Below are 21,556 nucleotides of genomic sequence, written 5' to 3' on the forward strand. Positions count from 1 at the left end.
GAACGGGCGTCGCCCGTTGCTGGAAACGGGCACTGTCACATGCGCCGGACGTGCAAGGCAGCCGCTGCCGGGGGCGGTCCTCTCCGTCAGGATGCCGATACCGCGTGAAAGGGCGGCCACCGCCCCCTGGCAGGGCGGGGTGCCCACGCCGGTCATCAGCGAAGAAGCGTCCCTCCCCGGACCCTTGCAGCAGCCCGCAATCCAGCGGCCGTCGATAGATGAAGAATTAACGAGTCTCGGGCGAAACCGTTCCGAACCTTTCCCCGGTTCTTTCACTCACGCCTCGGCGCGGGCGGGATCAGTTCGCCCACCTGCATCAGGCCAAGCCGATCGGGAGTCCGGTTCTCGGCGCGCCGAACTGGCGCCCGATCCTTGCAATCAGGCCTGACGGGCGGAGTGCTGGCCGGAGGGGCAAGTCCGCGGCTATGCGCGCGCCGCGATCCGTTGCGCCAGCACGGCCAGCAGCCCGAATGCCAGCATCGTCACCGGGATCGACCAGCTTGCCGCCGTTGGTATCGCGGTCACGATTGCCGCCCCCGCCGCCCCCATTGTCATGTGGATCGCCCCCAGAACGGCGCTTGCCGTTCCGACGGATCGGTCAAGAGCGACAAGCGCGGCCCCGATCGCGACGCCGATCATGATCCCCATGCCGATCTGCGAAACGACTATCAGGCCCAGCATGATCGCGGGATGGTTGGCACCGGCGCCGCGCAGCACCAGCAGGACGATCGGCGCCGCAACGATCAGCCCGACCCCGATACGCACCCGATGGCTGGCGCGGATATATCGGGACAGGATGCCGCCGCAGAACGCGGCGGCGGCATAGCAGGCCGTGGCGAGGCTGAGCCTTGCTGGCGTCCAGCCGAATTCGCCGGTGTAGAACTGTTGCGCCCCCGAGACCTCGGAATAGGCCCCGCCGATCGCCGCACCGGACATCAGCGCATAGGCCAGAAACACGCGGTTCCGCAGCACATGGGCATAGGCGGACAGCATGGCGCGAGGGCCGCCGTTCTCCGTCCGCTGATGGTGCGTTTCGGGTAGCGAGACTGTCACCGCAGCCAGCGCCACGGCCCCCGCGAGGATGGTGCTCGCCAGCGCAATTCGCCAGTTCGCCAGATCGGCGATCAGACCGCCGAACACCGGCGCCAGACCGGGCGTCACCGCCATCGCCATGGTCAGAAGCGACATGGTGCGCATGAACTCGGGCCCGGTATAGCGATCCCTTGCGATGGCGCGCGGCAGCGCGAGGCTCGCGCTCGCCCCCAGCCCCTGCACCAGCCGCGCGGCCAGAAGCAGCAGACCGTCACTGGCGAAGGTCGCGCCGATGCTGCCCAGCAGATAGATCGCCAGCCCGCCGATCAGCACCGGCCGCCGCCCGATCCGGTCGGAAAGCGGCCCGACGACAAGCTGCCCGACCGCAAGGCCCAGAAGCACCATCGACAGGATCAGCCCGACCGATTCATCCGGCAAAGCCACCCCGCGGGCGATGTCGCGCAGCGAGGGCACGACGATATTCGTGGCAAGCTGACCCAATGCGGTCAGCGCCATCAGCAGCGCGAGGACGCCCGCCGTCGCGCGTTCGGTCGCCGGGGTATCGGGGAAAGTTTCAGTGGGCATCTGGCCTGCCTGACGTTGCGGTCATCGCCTTTGACTGGACGGGCCTTATCCCGTCAACTAATGAATAGCGCATGGCTTATAGGTATGAATGATAAGGCGTCGCATGAAGGATGTGGAACTGCGCCACCTGCGCTGTCTGGTGGCGGTGGCGGAGGAACGCAGCTTCAGCCGGGCGGCCATGCGCCTCGGCACGACGCAGCCTTCGGTGAGCCAGTTGCTCAAGCGGCTCGAAGATGTTCTGGGCCACCGGCTTGTCGAGCGGGACCGCACCTCGGTCGCGCTAATCCCTTTGGGCGAGGCGGTGCTGCCGATAATGCGGCAGGCTCTGGCGTCGGTCGATCTGGCGATGGAGGAAACCCGGCGCTGCCTGCGCGGTGAGGTCGGACGGCTGCGGATCGGGGTGGCGACACTGGCCCTTTACGGAAAGGCGCCGTCCCTGATCCGCCGGTTCCGCGCGATGTATCCCGAGGTCGAGGTGACGATGACCGTCATCCGCGGCAACGACCGGATCAGGCTCCTGCTGGAGGGCGAGATCGACATCGCGTTTGTCGCCGCGGCACCGTCCCATCCGACACTGACGCAGATCCCGCTGTCCGAAGAGGTGCTCTGCGCCGTCCTTCCGGACAGCCACAGGCTGGCGAGGGCAGAGGCGATCGGCCTCGCCGATCTGGCCGACAACGACTGGATCATGCCCCCGGCCGGCATGCCCCTGCACAATGATATCGTGCGGGAATGCCACCGCGCCGGATTCGAGCCCCGCATCACGGCTGAGAGCGACGATTTCTCGACCGCCTTCGGCCTTGTCCTCGCCGGAACCGGGATCGCCCTAGCCGGAGAGAGCTTTCGCGATTTCACGGGGCCGCACCTTGTCCTGCGGCCGATCCGGGATCTGCCCTTGCGGCTCAGGCATGTCCTGCTGCACCGGCAATCGCAGATGTCGCCGACCACTCTGGCCTTCATCGCGACACTGGCGCCCTGCCCCGGCTAGAGCGTCATCACACGTCCTTCGTTGTCCGAGAGGATGTTCCCCCGCACAGGGGCCGGGCGCGGGGTCTTTGGACGCAGCCGCCGTTGCCCCCCGATCGCCACGTCGCGGCGCGCGACCACCTCGGGGCGAAAGCGCGGATCAGCGGAGGATCATCGCCTCTGTCGGCCGGCGTGGCGAGAAGGGCAGCGTCGGCCCGTAGCCGAAGCGCATCACGATATCGGGCCGCATGCCGGCCTCGCCGATCAGCGCGGCAAGCTCCGGGCGCAGATGCGCCACCTCGACGGGCTGGTTGACGAAGGCGTGTTTCAGCCCGAGCGCGGTCGCGGTCAGGGCGAACCGTTGGCAGGCGCGGCCGACCGCGATCCAATGCGCCCTGTCCTCGCGCTCGGCGGTGAAAACGACGATCCCGGCCGAGGAGGCGATCTGGCGCGCGACTTTCCCGTTCTCTCCCGCGGCCGTGACGAACAGATCGAACACCGGGCCGCCGAGAAACCCGGGCAGCGCCGGGTTGCCGGTCGCCGCGGAGAGCAGCCCGTCGCCAGACGTCATGGCCTGACGCGGATTGAACCGGATCCAATGCTTCAGCTCGGCCCTGAAGGCGGGATCGGTCATCTGTGCCTCGTTGCCCGTGACAACCAGATCGCGCAGCCGGCCCATCTGCGCCCTGTCGGTGACGACCACCATCCGGACGCCCGGCAGTTCCGCCGCCTGCCGCAGGGCCTCGATCCCGGCGGCGGGCACGGGGCGCCCGTCATAATCGGCGCGCGTCGATTGCCGCAGCGCGATGGCCGCAAGCAGCGGATGCGGACGGGCCGTGCCCGCCGAGAAGGCATAGCGCACGCGCTCACCCCCGGGGTCGATCTCCACCTCCCCCGGCCGTCCCGTCGCCATCGCGGCGACAGACAGATTTTCGGCCGCGCAGCCGAGGCTGATGAAGAGGTGGTGATCGTCGGGGTCAACGGCAGGCGTCGCGCGCGCGAGATCGGGCAGGATGTCGATCATGCCGTCCCCGATCCGGAACCGCCACGGCTGGGTGTTGTGGCTGTTGGCGGCAAGCGTCGCAAAGCGGATCAGATCGGCGGTGCCCGGATCGACAGGCAGTGGCGCACGCAGCCGGGTCGCATAGCGGTCGTAACCCGCCATCGAGCCGACCGATGCCCGCCAGCCAAGAACGCCGGCCCCCGCCAGCAGCAGCGCACCACCCGCACCGAAGATCATGTGACACCTGTTCATGCGATCTCCTTACCTGGTCCTTATACACCGATGGCGGCGGGCCTGTATCTGATCGAGGTCAAGGGCCACCCGGTTGCGAATATCCCCGGCCCTATGTTGCGGAGGCCGTCCGCGATGCTCCCGTCGCTGTCGTGGATCAGGACGGCTCATCGGCCAGCCGGGACCTGATCCGTCGCATCGATGCGACGGACAGCGCGGCCGTCGTTGCAGCGCTTCTGACGCTACCCGATGCACAGGCCCTCTTTTCGCGCTGTTGACCGGCGTGGAATAATGACCCCGCTTCTGGAGTGATCGGCGTCCCAAAGGGACGCGACCGACCGGGGGTTGGGTCCATTGTGCTTCCGATGCTTATCGGAGGCCAGGCACAGGATGCTGATCGTGGAGAGTGAGCCAGTGAGGCGCCACTGGTTCGAGCCCACTGGCGAACGCAAAGTCAGACAGCTGCATTTTACCGATGGCAGGGGGATCAAGACGATCTGCCGTGACCTGATGCTGCCCAAGAGTGAGGCGTGCGCCGCCAAGGCCACGCCGAACCGTGCGCAAGGTGATCCGCACCGGGATGACGGAGTTCACCTACAGCCGCGCCCGAGGCTGGGTGCGTGACTGGGAGACCTCCCCCGGCTGCTTGAGGTCAACGCCGCGCGGGCCAGCCGGGAACGGCAGTCCCCCAACCATTGCGACATCGTCGAAACCGGCAACGACAGCTGGCGCATCAAAACCCGCGCCTGAACGCGATCCGAAACGCAGGCCCGCGCCGGCTGCGCCAGCTGGAAAGCTACGCCGCCACGGGCCTGCTCACCCTATCGCCAGAGGGTTCACTTTTGGACACCGATCGACAGTTTGTCGGTTGCGCGCTCTGAGCTTCCAGCATCCCGTGAAAACCGCCGCTTGAATGCCCCCGGCTAGAAGCTCCCCACCAGCACTCCGAGCGCAATCACCACCACGAGGGCCAGCAGCGCCCCCACGATCGCCACCATCACGATGTCGAGGTAACTCTGTCGCGCCGATACGCCGCAAACCGACAGCAGCGTCACCACCGCGCCGCTGTGGGGCAGGCTGTCCAGCGTGCCCGCGCTCATCACCGCGACGCGATGCAGCAGTTGCGGGTCAATTCCCACCTCGGTCGCGCGCTGAAGATAGGTCGCGCCAAGCGCATCGAGCGCGATGGTCAGCCCGCCGGAGGCCGAGCCGGTCAGCGCCGCGAGAATGTTGGTTGCGACCGCCAGGGAAACCAGCGGCCCGCCTCCGATCGAAAGCACCCAGTCCCGCACGACTGCGAACGCAGGCAGGGCCGCGACCACAGCGCCGAAGCCCACAAGGCTGGCGACGGCAAAGATCGGCAGGACCGAGGCATTGGCCCCTGCATCCAGCGTTTCGCGCAACCGCGGCAGGCGCGAACGGTTCAGCACCACGGCCGTCACGATGGCCGCGGTCAGCGCCACGGCGACAGACCAGACCCCGCTGACCGAGCCGATGCCCGCCACGCCCCAGCGGGGTTCGGCCAGCCATGCGAAATCCAGCCGCGGCAGGATCACCAGCGACATCGCCAGATTGACCGCGATCACCACGAACAGCGGCAACGCCGCAATCGCCAGCGGCGGCAGTTCCGCGCTCTGGTGCCCGTGGGCCGTCTCGGCCGGATCGAATTCCCGCGCCGTCACCGCACGTTCGCGCAGGATCGTGTCGTCGACGCCCTGTATGCGGTCGTCCGAGAACCTCTCGTTCCGCGCGCGGGCGATCCGGCTCGCGCGGCCCAGCCACCACAGGCCGAAGCCCAGCATGATGACCGAGGCGATGATCCCCAGACCCGGCGCGGCAAAAGGCGTGGTGCCGAAGAAGGGCATCGGGATCGCGTTCTGGATTGCCGGGGTGCCGGGCAGCGCCATCATGGTGAAGGTGAAGGTGCCAAGCGCGATGGCGGGCGGCATCAGGCGGCGCGGAATGTCAGCGCGCTGAAACAGCGCCTCGGCCATCGGGGCCAGCACGAAAAGCGCGACGAACAGGCTCACCCCGCCATAGGTCAGCGCCGCTCCCGCAAGGACCACGGCCAGTATCGCATGTCCGGCTCCCAGCCGCCGGGTCAGCCATTCGGCAATGGCGCGGACGGATCCGCTGTCCTCCATCACCTTGCCGAAAACCGCGCCAAGCAGAAACAGCGGGAAGAACTGACCGATGAAATCCGCCCCGGCCCCCATGAACGTTTGCGTCCAATGGGCCAGCAGCGGCTCGCCCGAGATCAGCGCGGCGAGCAAGGCGGCGACGGGCGCCAGCAGCAGGACACTCCAGCCGCGATAAGCCAGCCAGATCAGGAACGCCAGCGCCAGAAGAATGCCGAGCAGCCCCATTTCAGACCCCGTCAAGCAATGTGTCGATGTCCACCGAGGACCGGTGGCCGATGTTTCCCCCGTTGTCGCGCAGGAAGCTCTCGGCGGCGCGGCGGCCTTCGTCGCGCAGCCAGTGCAGGAAAGTCCGGTCCGCATTCATCTTGGACGAATGGTCGAGCCCGGTCATGACGCCGTTGCCCACCATATGCACCCGCATCCGGGCCCATCGCGCCCCCTCGCCATTGCCGGGGTCGGCGACCTGTCTGAGCAGCGCCATCATCCGCAGCTCCTTCAGCGTGGCCGCATTGAAGGAGACTTCATTCAACCGGTTCAGGATCGCTGCGGCCGTCCGCGGCACGCCGGGGCGTTCGATCGGGTTGATCGGGATCAGGATGGTGTCGTCGCTGTCCACCTCGCGCACGAGGGGCGTGAGCGTCGGGTTTCCGGTATAGCCGCCGTCCCAATAGCTCTCGCCGTCGATCTCGACCGCCTGGAAAAGCGTCGGCAGGCAGGCCGAGGCCAGCAGCACCTCGGGCGAAATCTCGGCATTGCGAAATACCCGGCCGCGGCCGGTGCGGACGTTGGTCGCGGTGATGAACAGCTTGATCGGTGCGGCGCGCAGCCGGTCGAAGTCGATCACCTGATCCAGCACACGGGTCAGCGGATTGAGCCCTGTCGGGTTCAGCACATAGGGCGAGGTCAGCCGTGACAGCATGTCCATGGCAACGAAGGCCGGGGAATGGGCCAACGACCAGTTCCCCAGAGCCATATCGACGGGGCTGGGCTGGAACGGGCTGAAGCGGGCGGCATCGGCGACAAAGTCCCAGAAGGCGGTCAGCGCCTTGCGCGCGCCCTCGGCCCCGCCTGCCGCAAAGCCATCGACCAGAACGGCGGCGTTCATGGCCCCCGCCGAGGTTCCCGAAACCCCGACGATCCTGAGCCGGTCTTCCTCCAGCAGGCGATCCAGAACGCCCCAGGTGAAGGCGCCATGCGAACCTCCGCCCTGCAAGGCCAGATCGATCGGCACCTGCGCGGGTCCGCCGCGACTGGAAGAGGATTCTGCCATGGTCCACCGACTTCCTGTTTCGGAGGATGCTAGCACGGGGTGGACGGTTCTCAATCACCTGTTATGGCGCAACCGGTTCCCGCCTTTATCGGTCCCCTTCAGGCCCGCGGAAACCAACCGCAAGGCCAGCTTCCGCCTCGTCGGCGCACTGCTTCCGGCACGGAACGACGAATAAGCCGTCCAGCGCGCTCGTTACATGACACCGGAAACCATCGCACCGGTGGGCGAAGATGCCGTTGTCAGCCTTCCCGCCGTGGCATCCTGATCACGCAGGCCCGCGCATCACGGTGGAGATCAGCGCCAGCTATACCACTCCACGGGACAGCATCCCGCCCCATGCGGCTTCTTTCCATTCTATCGAAAGGATCACACCATCAAACCGGGGATCAAACACCTTATGTGTCTCAGCCCCGTTATAGATACCCCGCCACCGATCCCGGCCAGGACCGACGACGGGGTGGGATACAGCGCTGAACAGCTTGTGGCCTGACCACGATCGCCCGCAGGCTGATCCCGCCTCTCTTCACCGTCTCGAACAGTTGACGGCGGCCCGTTTTGCGGAACCGCGCAACATAAGGAAGAGAGGGTGATATGAGACCAGCGACCACCGTGATCGGTATGGATGTTTCCCGTGATTGGCTCGACGGTTTTGTGCGTCGAGCGGTCGGCATTTCCGCCTGCCCAACACCGCTGCAGGCGATGCCCAACTTCTCGCGCAGATCCGGAATTTGCCGGGGCCGGTGCGGATCGGGTTCGAGGCGACAGGTGGCCAGCAATGGGGGCGGCCAGGAATGGGTGCTCTGGGCCACGCTCGTCACGGCAGAGATTGAGGCCGTGCAACTGCCCCCGGCACAGATCAAACCCTTTGCCCTTTCCCGGGGCACGCGGGCAAAGACAGACTAGATCGATGCCGGGCGCATCGCCCGGTTCATGCTGTTCACGCCAGAGGCCGGACGGAGGTTGCGGAGCGAGAGCCCGCGTATTCTCAGAACTTTGACAACACGGAGGGCCCAGATCGCCGACATGCGCAAACGGCTTTTGGCGCGAAGCGCACACGCAGGAAGCAAGACGTCCCCGCCGGGATCGAGGGCATGGATGATGATCCGAAGGCCATGCTGGACACCCAGGTCGGTGACGTCGAACGACGGGTCAAAAACGTCATCGCACAGTGAACTTGCCCCCGTTTCGAGCGGACACTTGGGCATAACGATGGAGGCTCAGGCATATGCCTGAGCATGTGCTTATGTCCGAGATAGAGATCATCACCGATGGTGGGCTTCGCCGCCGTTGGACCGCTGCCAAGAAGCTGCGGATCGTAGAGGAGGCGCTGGACGACCGCGCCAGCATCTCGGTCGTTGCGCGCCGGAATGGTGTCGCGCCGAACCTGTTGTATCGTTGGCGACGGCTCATGCGCGAGGGGGGAGTGTCGCCGTGTCCGAGGATGATGACGTCACCAGCAACAAGGTCGTCCCGCAGGTGAAGGATCGCACCCGCGAACTCGGACGCAAGACGCTGGAATGAGCATGGCTGCGCCATGGGTTCGAGCGGCCAAGCGAATGAGATCCTGCGCGAGGCGCTGGACAAGTCACGGTCAAAAAAACCGACCTTGCTCGCGCGCTCGCCGTTGAAGGACGATTTCCGGTGCAGGCCGTGGCGGAAACCCTGTGCGTGGCCCGCTCCAACCTGATCGACCGGCGGGACGGCAGGACGGCAGGACGGCAGGACGAAGCTGCGGCGACGCTATCATAAAGCGCAAGACGCGGCGGTGATGCCGTTGATCACGACGCGCTGGCGGCGACGCGCCCGACCTATGGCTACCGACGGATCACGACGATCCTGAACCGCCAATTGCGCTCTGAAGGCCTGGCGCCGGTCAATCACAAGCGGGTTTAACGGATCATGCAGACCGGCTTTGTTGCGCTATTCTGGTTGAGGCCGCACGTCTCCCTTTCCCAGATATCTTCAGCGCATGCGAACGGTCTCGGGCGTGCCGAGTGATGTGAAGCGGTTCATGACTGAGCAGGTGAACGGTTGCCCATCGAGGCGCCATCGGTTCAAGCCCGATGGGCGACGGTTCGAGAGAACCTGCGAAGGATGCGGATCTGGACCTCTGCATCCTGCCTGTCGAAGTCTCTGGCCACGATGGGTTCGCCCAGGAGCTTGAGGCGTCTCATCTTGGCTTCCACACGACTTCGTCGGTGATATCCAGACCATTTCTTCCATTTGACCCGGCCAAAGCGTTTGCAGGCGCGCAGCGCCTCGTCTCGCGCCTGCAGACCAGGATCGTGCCCCTTCCAGTCCGGGCATTCCGGCGGGGTGGGATGATCGCATCGGCGCCTCGGGCCGCGATGGCGGCATGGCAGCCCTTGGTGTCGTAGAACCCATCGGCGGTGACACTGCCGATGGGTTCTTCAGCAGGGATCTGGGCCAACAGATCGGGCAATACCGGCGCATCGCCGATGCGGTTGCTGGTCATCTCTACAGCCCGCACCTCCAGCGTTTCAGCATCGATACCGATATGGATCTTGCGTCGCACGCTATGGTTGCTCGAACCAGTGGCGCAACCTGGCGCGCCCTGCGGCGGCTGGCCCCATGCTTACGAACTTGCCACTCGCCTTCGCCCGAGAACTTGATGCCCCCTCGCCGGTTCTCTCGAACCGGTGGCGTTCACCGGCTCGATGTCCACCAACAGATGCAGCGGGCCGGACACCGCACGATACGCGATCTGAACCTTCAGGTTCTGCTGCCTGCGGCAGAGCGTTGTGTACTGAGAAGGATCGCCCGACGAAGGGCACCGGCCAGCCGAGCCCGGACAGGGCCAGAAGGCTCTCCACAAACCCCGTCGTTTGACGGAGCGGCAGCCCGAACAGCACCTTGATTGAGAGGCAGAATTGGATGGCCGCTGCCGAAAACCTCTCGGAATGACCCACCTTGCCGCTTGGGGCTACGAACCACGACATCTGCGGGTCAAACCACACCATCAAAGAACCACGGCGCTTCAGGGCCTGATTGTAGCTGGACCAGTTCGTCGTTCGGAAAACCGGGACAGGCTTGCTCATGGGGATAACCTAACCCGCTGACTCAAAAACATGAATCCGTGAACCGACGGGGTAGTGCAACAAAACCTTACAGATGTGTCGTGTGCCTGCATCGGGCAATGACTTCATGCAATATCCGCTCGGTTCCCGTCATCGCGGATATGCCGGTCATGACCAATCTCGTTGACGAATGACTGACGGTTGACAGATCATTTCGGACCTTTGTTCGGCCGCCATTGTGAGTGCCTGCCCCCGTTGCGCCATGCTTCCGAATGCCGGAACGCCCCCTTTTCCACTGGCGCGATGGTAACCGGTCAAAGCCTGCCATGATCCATTGATGCCGCACCCGGTTTCGGGCTAGAAAACACCTGACGCAGTACAGATGCCAAGCTTTCGTGTCTGCGGCGGTGGCCGCTTCGTTCGCCAGGTCAGGAGATCCCCGAAACCGGAGCCAACCATGCAGCGAGACCACGGCCCCCATCCTGATCCCGACCATGCCGAACTGCTGCCCCTGCATGTCATCGGCTGCGATGCCTTTGAACGTGCCCTTCTGCCCCTTTTGCGGGACCTGATGGAGACCTGTCGCAATCCAGACGGACGGTCATGGAATGCGGTCTACGGCGCCGCCGCTTCCCGTTGGGGTGCGCGAACGGGCCTGCCGCTGGCCTATGGCCTTGCCCGGATTTCCGAGGCGCTTTTGCGGGTGAAAGGCGAAAGGCTCCAGATGCTGGACGCGGCCGACACCGCGCACGCCGCCGAGGTGACGCGGGACGAAAGGCTGCTGTTGCTCCTCCTGCACCTGTTGCGCCGGAACCATGTTCTGGCCGGGCAGGATTTCCTCTTCGATCTGACCGAGGGCAAGATGGACAAGGAGCTGATGGCACTTGCACTGGATTTCGCCCGGCGGCATTCCTGCGGCACCCCGCGCGAGGTCCGGCACGATACGACCGGCCCGCATCTGCGTATCGTCTGACGGACGCCGCGCGTGTCCGAAACAGGCAAGATGTCGAAAGAATACCCGGTGATCGAAGTCGAAAACATCAGCAAGACATTCCGCGCCCCCGACGGGGGCGGCCGGATCGCCGCGCTCAGGGACATCAGTTTCAAGGTTGCCCCGCGTGAAGTTCTGGGTGTCGTCGGCAAAAGCGGCGCGGGGAAAACGACGCTCCTGCGCGTGCTCAGCCTGCAGATGCCGCCGGACAGCGGCAGGCTGAATTTCGGCACGACCCGGATCGATGAAGGCACACCCGGCTCCGTCGTGCGTGACGTGATGCGCCGGACCTCGACCGTCTTTCAGGGGTTCAGCCTGCTCTACAACCGCTCCGTTCTTGAAAACGTCGCCCTGCCGCTGAAACTGCGCAATGTGGCGCGGGCGGAACGCACAGGCAGGGCACGCGAGATGCTGGATTTCGTCGGTCTCGGGACCCATGCGGATGTCTACCCCATCACCCTGTCCGGGGGCGAGGCGCAGCGTGTCGCCATTGCCCGCGCCCTCGTCACCGACCCGGAGGTGCTGTTTCTGGATGAGCCGACCTCGGCCCTCGATGCCCGGACCAGCGGGGAGATTCTGGATCTCCTGAAGAAGGTGCAGGGCCGCTATCCCATGGCGATGATCCTTGTGGCCCATCACATGGACGTCGTGCGCTACATGTGCGACCGGGTGTTGCACCTCGACGGCGGCACGGTCCGGCGGCTGGGGCCGATCAGGAATACCGCGCAGTTCCGCGTGGATCCGATAGAGGCGCTCTGGGACGCACCGCAAGATGTTTGACTGGTTCACGCAGACATGGACCCGGTTCGGCGGTCAGATCGTCACGGGGTTCCTTGAGACCTGCTACATGGTCGCGGTGTCCTTCGGGATTTCGGCGGTGATCGGCACGGCCGCGGGCATCGCCCTGTCGCTGTGCCGGCGTGGCGGCGTCTGGGAAAGCCCGCTCCTTGCGGCGCCATTGTCCGTCGCGGTCAACCTGATCCGCTCGGTCCCGTTCATCCTGTTGCTGATCATCGTGGCGCCGCTGGCCCGGATGCTGGTCGGCACGGCTTATGGGATCTATGCGTCGATGGTGTCGCTCTCGATCGTGGGGGTCGCCATCGTCACCCGGCTGGTCGAGCAGGCCATCGCCGATATCAACCCGCAGCTTTTCCAGACCGCGCATTCCCTTTCCGCCAGCCGCAGGCAGGTGATCACCGAGTTCATCCTCGTCGAGGCGCGCGGTGCCCTGATCCTCGGCTACACCTCCGCGATCATCAGCCTGATCGCCTATTCGACGGTGGTCGGCGTCATCGCCGGCGGCGGAATCGGCTATCTTGCGCTGCAGGAAGGGTTCTACATGTGGAACCAGCCGCTGATGTGGGTCATCATCATCCTGATGACCATCTTCGTGCAACTCATCCAGCTTGCGGGCTCCGCCCTTGCCAGAACATTCGACAGAAAAGGGAAAGGCCGTAATTCATGAAAAACATGGCAAAACTCGCGGCGGTGCTGGCCACGGCGTTCCTCTTTGCCGGCGCCGCCGAGGCGCAGGAGACGATCCGGCTGGGCGTGTCCTTCTACCCGTTCCATTCGGCCGACGACACGAAGCCCGACATTCTGGACACGATCGCCCCGGAACTCTCCGCAGAGGGCTACAGGGTCGAGAAGACCGTCTTCCTCAACTACGCCGAGGCCAACCCGGCGCTGGCACATGGCGAGATCGACGGGAACCTGATCCAGCACGAACTCTACATGGACATCTTCAACGACCGCGCAGGCGCGGAGCTGGCGATTGCCCAGCCGGTCTATCACGCGACCTTCGCGCTCTATTCCGGCACCTATTCCGATCTGAACGCCATCCCGGACGGCGAGACGGTCTTCATCCCCAATGACGGGGTGAACACGGCCCGGGCCCTGCTTTTGCTGCAAAGCGCGGGTCTTGTCACGCTGCGCGAGGGCGCGACCTATAGGGCCTCTCTCGCCGATATCACCGGCAATCCCCGGAACCTGAAATTCGTGCAGTTGCCCCTGACCGCAACCGCCGGCGCCTATGACGAGGCGGGGCGGACGCTCGCAGTCATGTATCCGACCTTTGCCCGTTCGCTTGAACTGGAAGGCGATGCCGAACGCCTTTATGTCGAGGAGCGCAACGACATCACCGATCGCTATGCGATCAGCTTTGTGGTGAATGCGAAGGATCTGGACGATCCGAAGACCAAGGCCGTGGCGCAGGCGCTGCGCTCGGACGCGGTCGCCGAGTTCCTGAAGGAAGACTACGGCTGGGCTTCGACGCCGGCGCGGTAAATTCCGCCACCTCAGGAGAAACCTCCGAACTGCCCGGGCCCAGGGCCCGGGCGGCCTTCTGGCAATCGGCCCTTCAATTGCGCAGTCGGGTCAAGCCTGTTTCCGTCCGCGCCGGGGTCATGGTCCCTTTCGAAGTCATGGCCTCATGACGATGTTCGGGCTGGGTGCCTCAACATGCGCAACGACGGTCCCGTCGACGTCAGCCGATTGAACGAGGTCACCGCAACCATCGTCCCGACGGGACATCACAGGTCTGGTTTCAGCCCTGCAATCTCGGGGTTGGACTTTTGTCGATCACGCCGCGGTCTCTCTCCCCATTCAGCCTGTGTTCGATCCCGTTTGCTTCGCAGATCATGCCGAAGCGCATCGGCCGGGAGTAGTGTCGCAGGCACCGTCGGCGGTAACGGGAATGCCCTGAAGTCTGTGTATCTGTCCCGGCCCATGCAGTTTCAGATACTCAAGCGGATGGGCATCTCCCCGCGCTGCCCCGAAGCTCAGGGGCACGATCAAAGCGGTAAGCAAATGCCGCGGCGCATGACGGGAAGATAACCAACCTTCCGCCGGGCGGCCAGAGCGCCGGCGCGGCGCCCGACGCAAAGGCGGACCGCGCCATCCGTTCCGGCAAGATCATACCAATGCCACCCGGTCGCGGAGGCGTTCACCCCCGCCAGCCCGCGGCACGCCCCGAGGCGTGCCCGCGTCGCCTTCCGGCGCGGTGCCCAGAGAGATGACCCGATCCGCGGTCCTGTCCAGCAGATCGGGATCGTGGCTGACGATCAGCAGGGCCATGCCGGTTTCACGCGCGGCCTCGGAGAGCAGTTCCGTCACCTCGGCCTGGGTGATGAGGTCCAGCCGCGAGGTGGGTTCGTCCGCGAACAGGAACACCGGGTCCAGCAACAGCACGCGCAGCAGCGCAAGGCGCTGCAGCTCGCCGCCCGAAACCCCGGTGGGGCGACGCGACAGCAGGATGGGCGACAGGCGCAGTCGCTCCATCAGGCCGGGAATGCGGGCGGCGTTCAGCCCGTGCAGCCGCACCAGATCATCGAGGGCCTGCCCGAGCCGGATATGGCGGGGGAAGGCGCTCGGCGGATCCTGATAGAGCTTCTGGAACCTGACCGGCGCAATGCCCGCGCATCGCGTGACGGTCCCGCGATCGGGATGCGCAAGGCCCAGAAGGATATCGCCCAGAGTGGACTTGCCGCATCCGCTCGGCCCCCAGATGCCGACGATCTCACCGGGATGCAGATCGATGTCCAGCCCCTCGAACAGGCGTTTGCCGCCGCGCGTGACCGACAGGTCCCTTGCGCTCAGCACCGGGGCGCCCTTCGGCGGGCGGCGGAGGCCCTGCGGCCAGCTCGACGGATCGGCGGCGATCAGGCGCCGGGTATAGTCGTGCTGCGGATTCGTCAGGACCTGATCGGCGGGGCCGCGCTCGACCACCCTGCCCTTCAGCACCACGGCCAGATCGCCGCCCATGCGCCGCGCCAGCGCGAGATCATGGGTGATGGTCAGGAGCGCGCCGCCTTCCCGCACCTCGCGCATCAGCAGTTCGATCACATCGTCACGCCGCGCGACGTCAAGGCCCTTGGTCGGCTCGTCCGCCACCACGATCCGCGCCCCGGCGGCGCGGGCGGCGGCAAAGGCCACGCGCTGCGCCATGCCGCCCGAAAGCTGATCGGGGCGGCGGTCCCCCGCGCCGTCCAGCCCCAGTTCGGCCAGATCGCGGTCGGCGGCCGTCCCGGCATCCTCCCATGACAGGCCGCGAACCAGCGCATGGCCCTCGGCCACCTGCGCCCGGGCCTTCATCAGCGGATCGAGCGACAGCCACGGTTCCTGCGGCAGCACCCCGATCACCCGCCCCCACAGCGCCCGGTGTCCGCCGGGGCGCGCAAGGTCGAGCGCATGACCGTCCAGCGTCACCTGCCCGGATGCCCGCAACCCGTCGGGCAGCGTGCCGACGATCGCCTGCGCGAGCAGGCTTTTGCCAGATCCCGTCTCGCCCAGAATGGTGAAGGGCCGACCGGCCCGCAATGCAAGCGAGACGGGTTCGACCAGTTGCTCCGCCCCGGCATGGACCGAGACGTTCTCGGCGTTCAGCAGAATGGTCATGCGCGACGGCCTCCGGCGATCAGGTTCAGCCCAAGCAGGGTCAGGAAGGTGGCAAGCACCGGGGTCAGCAGCGCCATCGGCGCCTCGCGGTAATAGGGCAGCATCTCGACCATCATCAGGCCCAGCTCCGGCGTCGGCGGGCGCATGCCCACGCTGACGAAGCCGAGCGCTGCGATCGTCATGATCGCCGTCGCCGCGCCGAAGGCCGCGACCGTGAGCAGCATCGGCGCGAGTTCCGGCCACAGATGGCGGCGGAAGATATAGACCGGCCCGAAGCCCAGCAGGCGCGAGGCCTGCACCCCCGGCGCCACGATCAGGCGGCTGACGGTGGCGCGGGTCAGGCGGAAATACTCGATCCACAGCACCAGCGTCAGCCCGATCCAGAAGGCGAGCGGCGTGCTCGGCACGATGGCCGAGACGATCAGCACCATCAGCAGCCCCGGCAGCGCAAGGAAGCTGTCGGCCAGCAGCGCCGCCAGCCGGTCCACCCAGCCACCGCGCCACGCCGCCAGCACCCCCACCGCCATGCCCAGAACGGCCGAGGTCACGACCGCCGCCGCCGCGATCCACAGCGACAGCCGCAGCGCCGCCGCCAGCCGCGCCGTCAGCGAGCGGCCCAGATGATCGTAGCCAAGCGGCGATGCCGCATCCGGCCCGCCAAGGATGTTGCGCAGGCTTTGCCGCAACGGGTCCGCCGGAAACAGGATCGGCGCGAGCAGCGCGAAAGCCACGATCAGCATCAGGATCGCCGTGCCCGCCCATTGCGTCCTCGTCCAGCCGCTTCTGGCGGTGACGGGAATATCGGTGGTGATCGCGCTCATGCCTTTGCTCCCGCCTTTTCCGTGCCCCGGGGGTCGATCCAGTGCGCGGCCAGATCCACCGCCGCGTTCAGCGCGACGAAGCCCAGCCCCAGCAGCAACGCCGTGCCCTGCACCATCGGCACGTCACGGCCGAAGATCGCATGGACCAGCGCATGGCCGATGCCCGGCCAGCCGAAGATCGCCTCGATCACCACCACGCCCTCGACCAGCATGGCGAATTGCAGGCCAAGAAAGGTGACCAGCGCCACGCCGATGTTGCGCAGCCCGTGGCGGCGGAAAAGCTGGCCCTCGCCCAACCCCTTCCAGCGCCCGAAGGCATAAAAGGGCGTTCCCGCCACCCCCGCCATCGCATCGCGCGTGATCCGGGCGGAGGCCGCCGCAAGCCCGAGCGCCAGCGTCAGCGCAGGCAGGATGAAATGCGCGGGCCGCCCGTAGCCCGCCGCCGGCAGCCAGCCGAGCTGGATGGAAAACAGCACGATCAGGATCAGCCCCATCAGGAACTGCGGCACCGAGCGCAGCGCGGTCGAGACCACCAAGAGCCCCCGGTCGAGCCAGCCACCCGCCCGCAATCCCGCCATCACTCCAACGGGCGGGCCGATCAGCAGCGACAGCGCCAGCGCCGCGCCCGCGAGTTGCAGGCTCGCACCAAGCTGGTGTCGGATCTCCTCGATCACCGGCGCGCCCGAGATCACCGAGGTGCCGAAGTCGAGCCGGAGCAGATCCATGAACCAGCGGCCGAATGCCTCGATCGCCGGACGGTCGAGGCCGAGTTCCTGCCGCACGGCCTCGGCCGCGGCGGCGTTCACCGAATCGTAGCCATAGCGCCCGGCGGCGATGCGAAAGGCCATGTCGCCCGGCAGGGCCTGCATCATCAGGAAGGTCAGCACACCGACCAGAAGCGCCACCATCACCGCCTGCGCCAGACGGTATCCAACGGCCCGGATCATTCCGCCCACCGGATGTCTTTCAGCCCGATGGTGCGTTCGTAGGGGTCGATCACCGCGCCGGTGATGCCTTTGGAAACCGCCGCCGATTGCTGATACCAGGCGATCGGGATGACCGGGAGATCGTCTTGCAGGATGGCGACGGCGCGGTCTCGTTCGGCCTGCCCTCCTTCGCCCCGTGCCAGCGCGCGGATCAGCGCGGTGAAGGCGGGATTATCCCAATTCATCGCGCCCCAGTCGCCGCCCGGCGCGTAATCCGTCAGAAGCGTGCCGACCGGATCCGGAACCAGCGCGAAGTTGCGGTTCAGCAGCGCCAGATCAAGTGTGCCATCGGCATGGCGCACCGGGATCTCGGACGAGTTGGTGGAATCGATCGTCATTTCCACCCCGATATCGGCGAACATCTGTTGCAGCACCGCCGCCGACAGCGGCAATTCCGGCCGGTCCGGGAAGGTCGTCAGCGTCAAACTGAAACGCTCGCCGTTCCGGACCAGAATGCCATCCGGCCCCGGTTGCCAGCCCAGCTCGGCCAGCAGCGCCCTCGCCTTTTCAGGGTCATAGGCCAGCGGCGCGACACCTTCGGCATGCCATTCGCCGAGCGAGGGCGGGAAAAGCTGCGTACCGCCCGCAGGGAAGCGCAGGATCGCCTCGGCCAGACCCTCGCGGTCGATCGCCATGCTCAGCGCCTGACGGGCGCGCGGATCGGACAGGGCCGGATGCCCCGCATTGACTTTGAGCAGCAGCGTGCGCGGCACCGAGACCGTCAGGATGTCCACACTGTCCACCGACGACAGCCGCGTGGTCGAGGCCGGGTCGAGGTTGAACACATAATCCGCATCGCCGCTTTCGGCCAGCAGGGCGCGGGTCTCGGCCCGGCCCACGGCCTGATAGCTCGCCCGGCCGATCGCCGGGGCCGCGCCCCAGTAATCCGCGAAGGCCTCGGCCTCCAGCCGCAGGGGCGCCTCCAGCTTCGTCACGCGATAGGCCCCGGTGCCGATCACCTGCGTCACGCTGCCGTCGGCGGCATAGGCCGAGGGCGCGTAGATCAGCGAGCGGTATTCCGAGAAGAAGGCCGGCAGCGGCGCGAAAGGCTCCGTGAGGCGCACGACGACTTCGCCGCCCTCCGCCGAGATCCCTGCAATCGGCGCGGTTTCCAGCAGGCCGGGTTTCGCCCGCGCGATGTTCAGCGCATTGGCGGCGGCCTCGGCCGTGAAGGGGCTGCCGTCATGGAACAGCACGCCGTCGCGCAGGTGGAAGCGCCATTCGAGCCCATCCCCCGACACCTGCCATTCCGTCGCCAGACCCGGTGTCAGATGCCCCTCGGCATCGGCATTCAGCAGCGTTTCCGCCACATCCATCTTGATGAAGACATTGCCCGAGGTGGTGGGATCCGGGCTCTTGATCTCAAACGGCGCGACGACATCGATCACCCCGTCATTGGCAAGGGCTGCGGAAGACAGGGCCGAAATCATGGCCGCGGAGGCAAGCAGTCTGAAAATCATGAGTCATATCCTCGGGAATTACGCGTTATGTTATTCTATATCAAATCCGGAAACGCAAGAGGCCGGTCTTCCATCAGGACAGGTCTGGCAGGACGTCCGGCTCCCTCCCCACCCGTTGCCCCGCCCGCCTTGTTGCGATCCTCATGGCTGCGCGACATGCCGAGGTCCATGCCCGCGCAGGACGAACTGTCCGGACTTGCGTCGGTCAACGCGCTCGACCCGAAAAGCGCATGACGGCGATGATGCACCTCAACAAATTGCCCAGCATGGGCAGAATGAACGGGTGATTGGCCTGAACAGGAAAACGCATTGTTCGCCGGCCACGACGAAGACGGCCGCGCCCAGGGCCGCGTTGCATCGCTTATAGAGACCGCAAAGATCAACGGCGTCAAAGCCTTCGCCTATCTCGAGGCCACCCGCGAAGTCATCTCCGCCGGTCACCCACAAAGCAGGATCGACGATCCTCCTGCCCTGAAACTTCAAGCCGTCAAGCCAAACCCTCAAGGGGCGCAGCCGTCGCTTACAACGCGATCCATGCGTCGAACACAGATCAGGATGTGCAGCTCCGCAGGTAACCCCATGGGGCCGGCGCGATGCTGTGCTTCATTGAGTGCTGACGGGAATGGCCTGATCCTACGGAGCGATCTGCCCCGGACCGATGGCCGGGCCGCTCTCGATATGATCCACCGGCATTGGCCTGACGGCTGATGCCGGTGGCCGACAGGGGGGGACGACGCGGGGGAGTGTTGGCGATCGCGGGCAGGCATGCGTCTCCCTTGGTCATCCCCGGAAGGCAGATCTCAGGAAGGGAACAAAGTGAAGACGAAGTTGATCAGACTTCCAAGGTGGCGCTTCATCTCCTCGCTGGCGCGTTCCGCGTCTCCGGCGCGAAGTGCCTCGACAATCGCCAGATGTTCGCTGCAATCATTGCTGAGACGACTGCGCAACATCTCGACCTCGAAAAGACGTGTGGTCGAACGCAGTTGCTGAATGACTCTGGCCGTCACCTCATTCCCGCAATATTCCAGTATCGTGCCATGCAACCGGTCGTCTGACAGCCAGTGCGCCTCGGTATGATGTGCGGTTCCGGTCTGCAACGAGACAAGCTCGCTGTGGATTTCTTCCAACCGTTCAGGCGGAATGACCGGGGCTGCGTTCCGGGTGGCATCCGGTTCGATCAGCATGCGCAGCCGTAGCGATTGCAGATATTCGCGGATCTCGACACGCCGGACCATGAAATTGCGGCTGTCGCGTTTGGTCAGCAACCCCTCGCCTTCGAGCCGTTGCAGGGCCTCGCGCAGCGGCGTGCGCGAAATACCAAGCTCGGCGGCCAGCGGCGCCTCGACGATGACTTCGCCGCTGCGCAGCCTGTGGCTGAGGATCATGTAACTGATCGCGCCATGAGCCTGATCCACCAGAGATCGTGTCGCCAGTGGGGAGCCATTGCCGCCGGAAAAGGTCTGGCTTCCGGGAGCGGCTTTCAATTTCGGCTGTTTCAACATAAGCATGCCCTTATTCTTTGGGGATTTTCACGTGACTCTGGCACAAGATCAAACGAAACCGGCAGGGACGGGTACCGAAAGGCTTGCCGACAAGGCCTATGCCGAAATCCTGGGACGCATCCTTTCCGGTGTGCTGCCCGCGGGCATGGTCGTGCCGGAACGGCGCCTGACCGAGGATGTCGGCCTCTCCCGCTCGCGGATCCGCGAGGCCCTTGCGCGCCTTGAGGGAGAGGGCCTGCTCCGCCGTGACCGGACCGGCGCCCTGTCGATACGGAATGTGACGCTCAGCGATGCGCTCCACGCGGCACAGCTTGCCCAGATGCTTGAGCCCCCCCTCGCCTGTGTCGCCACCGATCCCGACAGCATTGCCGCGCTTGACGCGCTTGAGGCCCGGATCGCGCAGACAGGGCCCTACGGCACGGTCGCCGAGAACGGCTTTCTGCGCGCCGTGCTCGAACTGCATGGCGTCCTCGCATCCGGCATCCGCAATCCTTTCGCCGAGCCCTTCGTCACCATGCTCTGGCGCGGCATCGCCATCTATCAGGTGACAGTCGGCCACCGCGCGTCACGCGCCGAGCTCGACGCGGCGATCGCCCTGACGCGGGCGCTGCGCGGATTGCCCGGCGCGACGCCCGAACAGGCAACCGCCGCGCATCTGTCGCAGGTGCGCGCAGGCCTTCTGGCGGGGATCTGAGCCTCAGACCTTCTCGATCCGCAGCGGCGTCGCGCCGTTCCACAGCACATGGTTGCCCATCTTCGGAAGGCTTTCGAGGTTCGAGGTGATCGTCAGGAAATGATTGCCCGCAAGCTGGCCGAGCTTCGACGAAAAATCCACCCCGCCATAGGCAAGCAGCACTTCGGTTTCACTATAGCCGCCGGGATAGAAGATCATATGGCCGGGCGCCGGATGCGAGGTGTGATTTTCATAGCCAAGACCGAATTCCTGATCGCCAAGCGGAATCCAGACGCCTTCGCCCGACCAGCGGACATGCACCACCTGGCTGTCGTAGGGCAGGAGCTTTTCGAAGGCGGCGACGGTCATCGGCGCCTTTTCCGTTTCGAAAACCGCGTCGAAGATATGTTCGCCGATAGTGACCCTGAGTTTCATATGGGATTCCTGATTGATGTGGATGTC

General features: G+C 65.7%; 16 protein-coding genes and 4 pseudogenes. 9 read left to right on the forward strand and 11 right to left on the reverse strand.

Annotated elements, in window-relative coordinates:
• Positions 1-423: 423 nt before the first annotated feature.
• Complete coding sequence (locus tag D2T30_RS08980) at positions 424-1,617, reverse strand: multidrug effflux MFS transporter (RefSeq protein ID WP_128208594.1); 1,194 nt, start codon at positions 1,615-1,617, stop codon at positions 424-426.
• 103 nt (positions 1,618-1,720) lie between these two features.
• Here D2T30_RS08980 and D2T30_RS08985 point away from each other — a divergent pair, with 103 nt between their 5' ends.
• On the forward strand, positions 1,721-2,605 hold the full coding sequence (locus D2T30_RS08985; protein ID WP_128208595.1) for a LysR family transcriptional regulator: 885 nt from the start codon (positions 1,721-1,723) through the stop codon (positions 2,603-2,605).
• 138 nt (positions 2,606-2,743) lie between these two features.
• Here the strand turns inward: D2T30_RS08985 and D2T30_RS08990 are convergent, their stop codons facing one another.
• The 3 genes from D2T30_RS08990 to D2T30_RS09000 form a co-directional block, all read right to left on the reverse strand.
• A complete protein-coding gene (locus tag D2T30_RS08990; protein ID WP_128208596.1) occupies positions 2,744-3,838 on the reverse strand; it encodes an Acg family FMN-binding oxidoreductase in 1,095 nt (364 codons plus the stop codon).
• Positions 3,839-4,740: 902 nt separating this feature from the next.
• Complete coding sequence (locus tag D2T30_RS08995; RefSeq protein WP_128208597.1) at positions 4,741-6,183, reverse strand: GntP family permease; 1,443 nt, start codon at positions 6,181-6,183, stop codon at positions 4,741-4,743.
• Between the two features lies 1 nt (position 6,184).
• Positions 6,185-7,228 carry a patatin-like phospholipase family protein gene (locus tag D2T30_RS09000; protein ID WP_128208598.1) on the reverse strand — a complete coding sequence of 348 codons (1,044 nt, stop codon included), beginning with the start codon at positions 7,226-7,228 and terminating at the stop codon, positions 6,185-6,187.
• Between the two features lie 115 nt (positions 7,229-7,343).
• On the opposite strand from D2T30_RS09000, the pseudogene D2T30_RS09005 reads away from it, so the two are divergent.
• Positions 7,344-7,493, forward strand: a pseudogene (locus D2T30_RS09005) (IS256 family transposase); the annotation flags it as partial.
• A 960-nt stretch (positions 7,494-8,453) separates the two neighbouring features.
• A pseudogene (locus D2T30_RS09010) lies at positions 8,454-9,118 on the forward strand (transposase); the annotation flags it as partial.
• Between the two features lie 164 nt (positions 9,119-9,282).
• Here D2T30_RS09010 and D2T30_RS09015 read toward each other — a convergent pair.
• Positions 9,283-10,287 (reverse strand): annotated as a pseudogene (locus tag D2T30_RS09015) (IS5 family transposase).
• 436 nt (positions 10,288-10,723) lie between these two features.
• On the opposite strand from D2T30_RS09015, the gene D2T30_RS09020 reads away from it, so the two are divergent.
• Genes D2T30_RS09020 through D2T30_RS09035 form a run of 4 tightly spaced genes read left to right on the forward strand, consistent with a single transcriptional unit; the run spans position 10,724 to position 13,543 of the window.
• The gene (locus D2T30_RS09020; protein ID WP_241649164.1) at positions 10,724-11,239 is read left to right on the forward strand and encodes a hypothetical protein; all 516 of its coding nucleotides are present in this window, start codon (positions 10,724-10,726) and stop codon (positions 11,237-11,239) included.
• A gap of 30 nt (positions 11,240-11,269) precedes the next feature.
• A complete protein-coding gene (locus D2T30_RS09025) occupies positions 11,270-12,037 on the forward strand; it encodes an ATP-binding cassette domain-containing protein (protein ID WP_128208599.1) in 768 nt (255 codons plus the stop codon).
• Positions 12,030-12,722 (forward strand): methionine ABC transporter permease, encoded by a 693-nt coding sequence (locus tag D2T30_RS09030; protein ID WP_128208600.1) that lies wholly within the window; start codon positions 12,030-12,032, stop codon positions 12,720-12,722. Before D2T30_RS09025 ends, D2T30_RS09030 begins: the two co-directional genes overlap by 8 nt.
• Positions 12,719-13,543 (forward strand): MetQ/NlpA family ABC transporter substrate-binding protein, encoded by an 825-nt coding sequence (locus D2T30_RS09035; protein ID WP_128208601.1) that lies wholly within the window; start codon positions 12,719-12,721, stop codon positions 13,541-13,543. Before D2T30_RS09030 ends, D2T30_RS09035 begins: the two co-directional genes overlap by 4 nt.
• A gap of 627 nt (positions 13,544-14,170) precedes the next feature.
• Here D2T30_RS09035 and D2T30_RS09040 read toward each other — a convergent pair.
• Genes D2T30_RS09040 through D2T30_RS09055 form a run of 4 tightly spaced genes read right to left on the reverse strand, consistent with a single transcriptional unit; the run spans position 14,171 to position 18,919 of the window.
• Positions 14,171-15,652 carry an ABC transporter ATP-binding protein gene (locus tag D2T30_RS09040; protein WP_128208602.1) on the reverse strand — a complete coding sequence of 494 codons (1,482 nt, stop codon included), beginning with the start codon at positions 15,650-15,652 and terminating at the stop codon, positions 14,171-14,173.
• Positions 15,649-16,473, reverse strand: coding sequence for an ABC transporter permease (locus tag D2T30_RS09045; RefSeq protein ID WP_128208603.1), 825 nt, complete (start codon positions 16,471-16,473; stop codon positions 15,649-15,651). Before D2T30_RS09045 ends, D2T30_RS09040 begins: the two co-directional genes overlap by 4 nt.
• Positions 16,470-17,420 (reverse strand): ABC transporter permease, encoded by a 951-nt coding sequence (locus D2T30_RS09050; RefSeq protein ID WP_128208604.1) that lies wholly within the window; start codon positions 17,418-17,420, stop codon positions 16,470-16,472. The genes D2T30_RS09045 and D2T30_RS09050 overlap by 4 nt, the downstream gene beginning before the upstream one ends.
• Complete coding sequence (locus tag D2T30_RS09055; protein WP_128208605.1) at positions 17,417-18,919, reverse strand: ABC transporter substrate-binding protein; 1,503 nt, start codon at positions 18,917-18,919, stop codon at positions 17,417-17,419. Before D2T30_RS09055 ends, D2T30_RS09050 begins: the two co-directional genes overlap by 4 nt.
• Positions 18,920-19,216: 297 nt before the next feature.
• Between D2T30_RS09055 and D2T30_RS24315 the strand changes: the two are divergent.
• Positions 19,217-19,394: pseudogene (locus tag D2T30_RS24315) on the forward strand (transposase domain-containing protein); the annotation flags it as partial.
• Between the two features lie 325 nt (positions 19,395-19,719).
• Here D2T30_RS24315 and D2T30_RS09065 read toward each other — a convergent pair.
• Complete coding sequence (locus tag D2T30_RS09065; RefSeq protein ID WP_206612896.1) at positions 19,720-20,427, reverse strand: GntR family transcriptional regulator; 708 nt, start codon at positions 20,425-20,427, stop codon at positions 19,720-19,722.
• Between the two features lie 25 nt (positions 20,428-20,452).
• Here D2T30_RS09065 and D2T30_RS09070 point away from each other — a divergent pair, with 25 nt between their 5' ends.
• Positions 20,453-21,115: a GntR family transcriptional regulator gene (locus D2T30_RS09070; RefSeq protein ID WP_164884261.1), complete on the forward strand. Its 663-nt coding sequence runs from the start codon at positions 20,453-20,455 to the stop codon at positions 21,113-21,115.
• Between the two features lie 3 nt (positions 21,116-21,118).
• Here the strand turns inward: D2T30_RS09070 and D2T30_RS09075 are convergent, their stop codons facing one another.
• A complete protein-coding gene (locus tag D2T30_RS09075; RefSeq protein WP_128186004.1) occupies positions 21,119-21,529 on the reverse strand; it encodes a DUF3830 family protein in 411 nt (136 codons plus the stop codon).
• Positions 21,530-21,556: the final 27 nt, after the last annotated feature.

It is taken from the genome of Paenirhodobacter populi, assembly GCF_004022215.1.
GTDB lineage: Bacteria > Pseudomonadota > Alphaproteobacteria > Rhodobacterales > Rhodobacteraceae > Rhodobacter > Rhodobacter populi.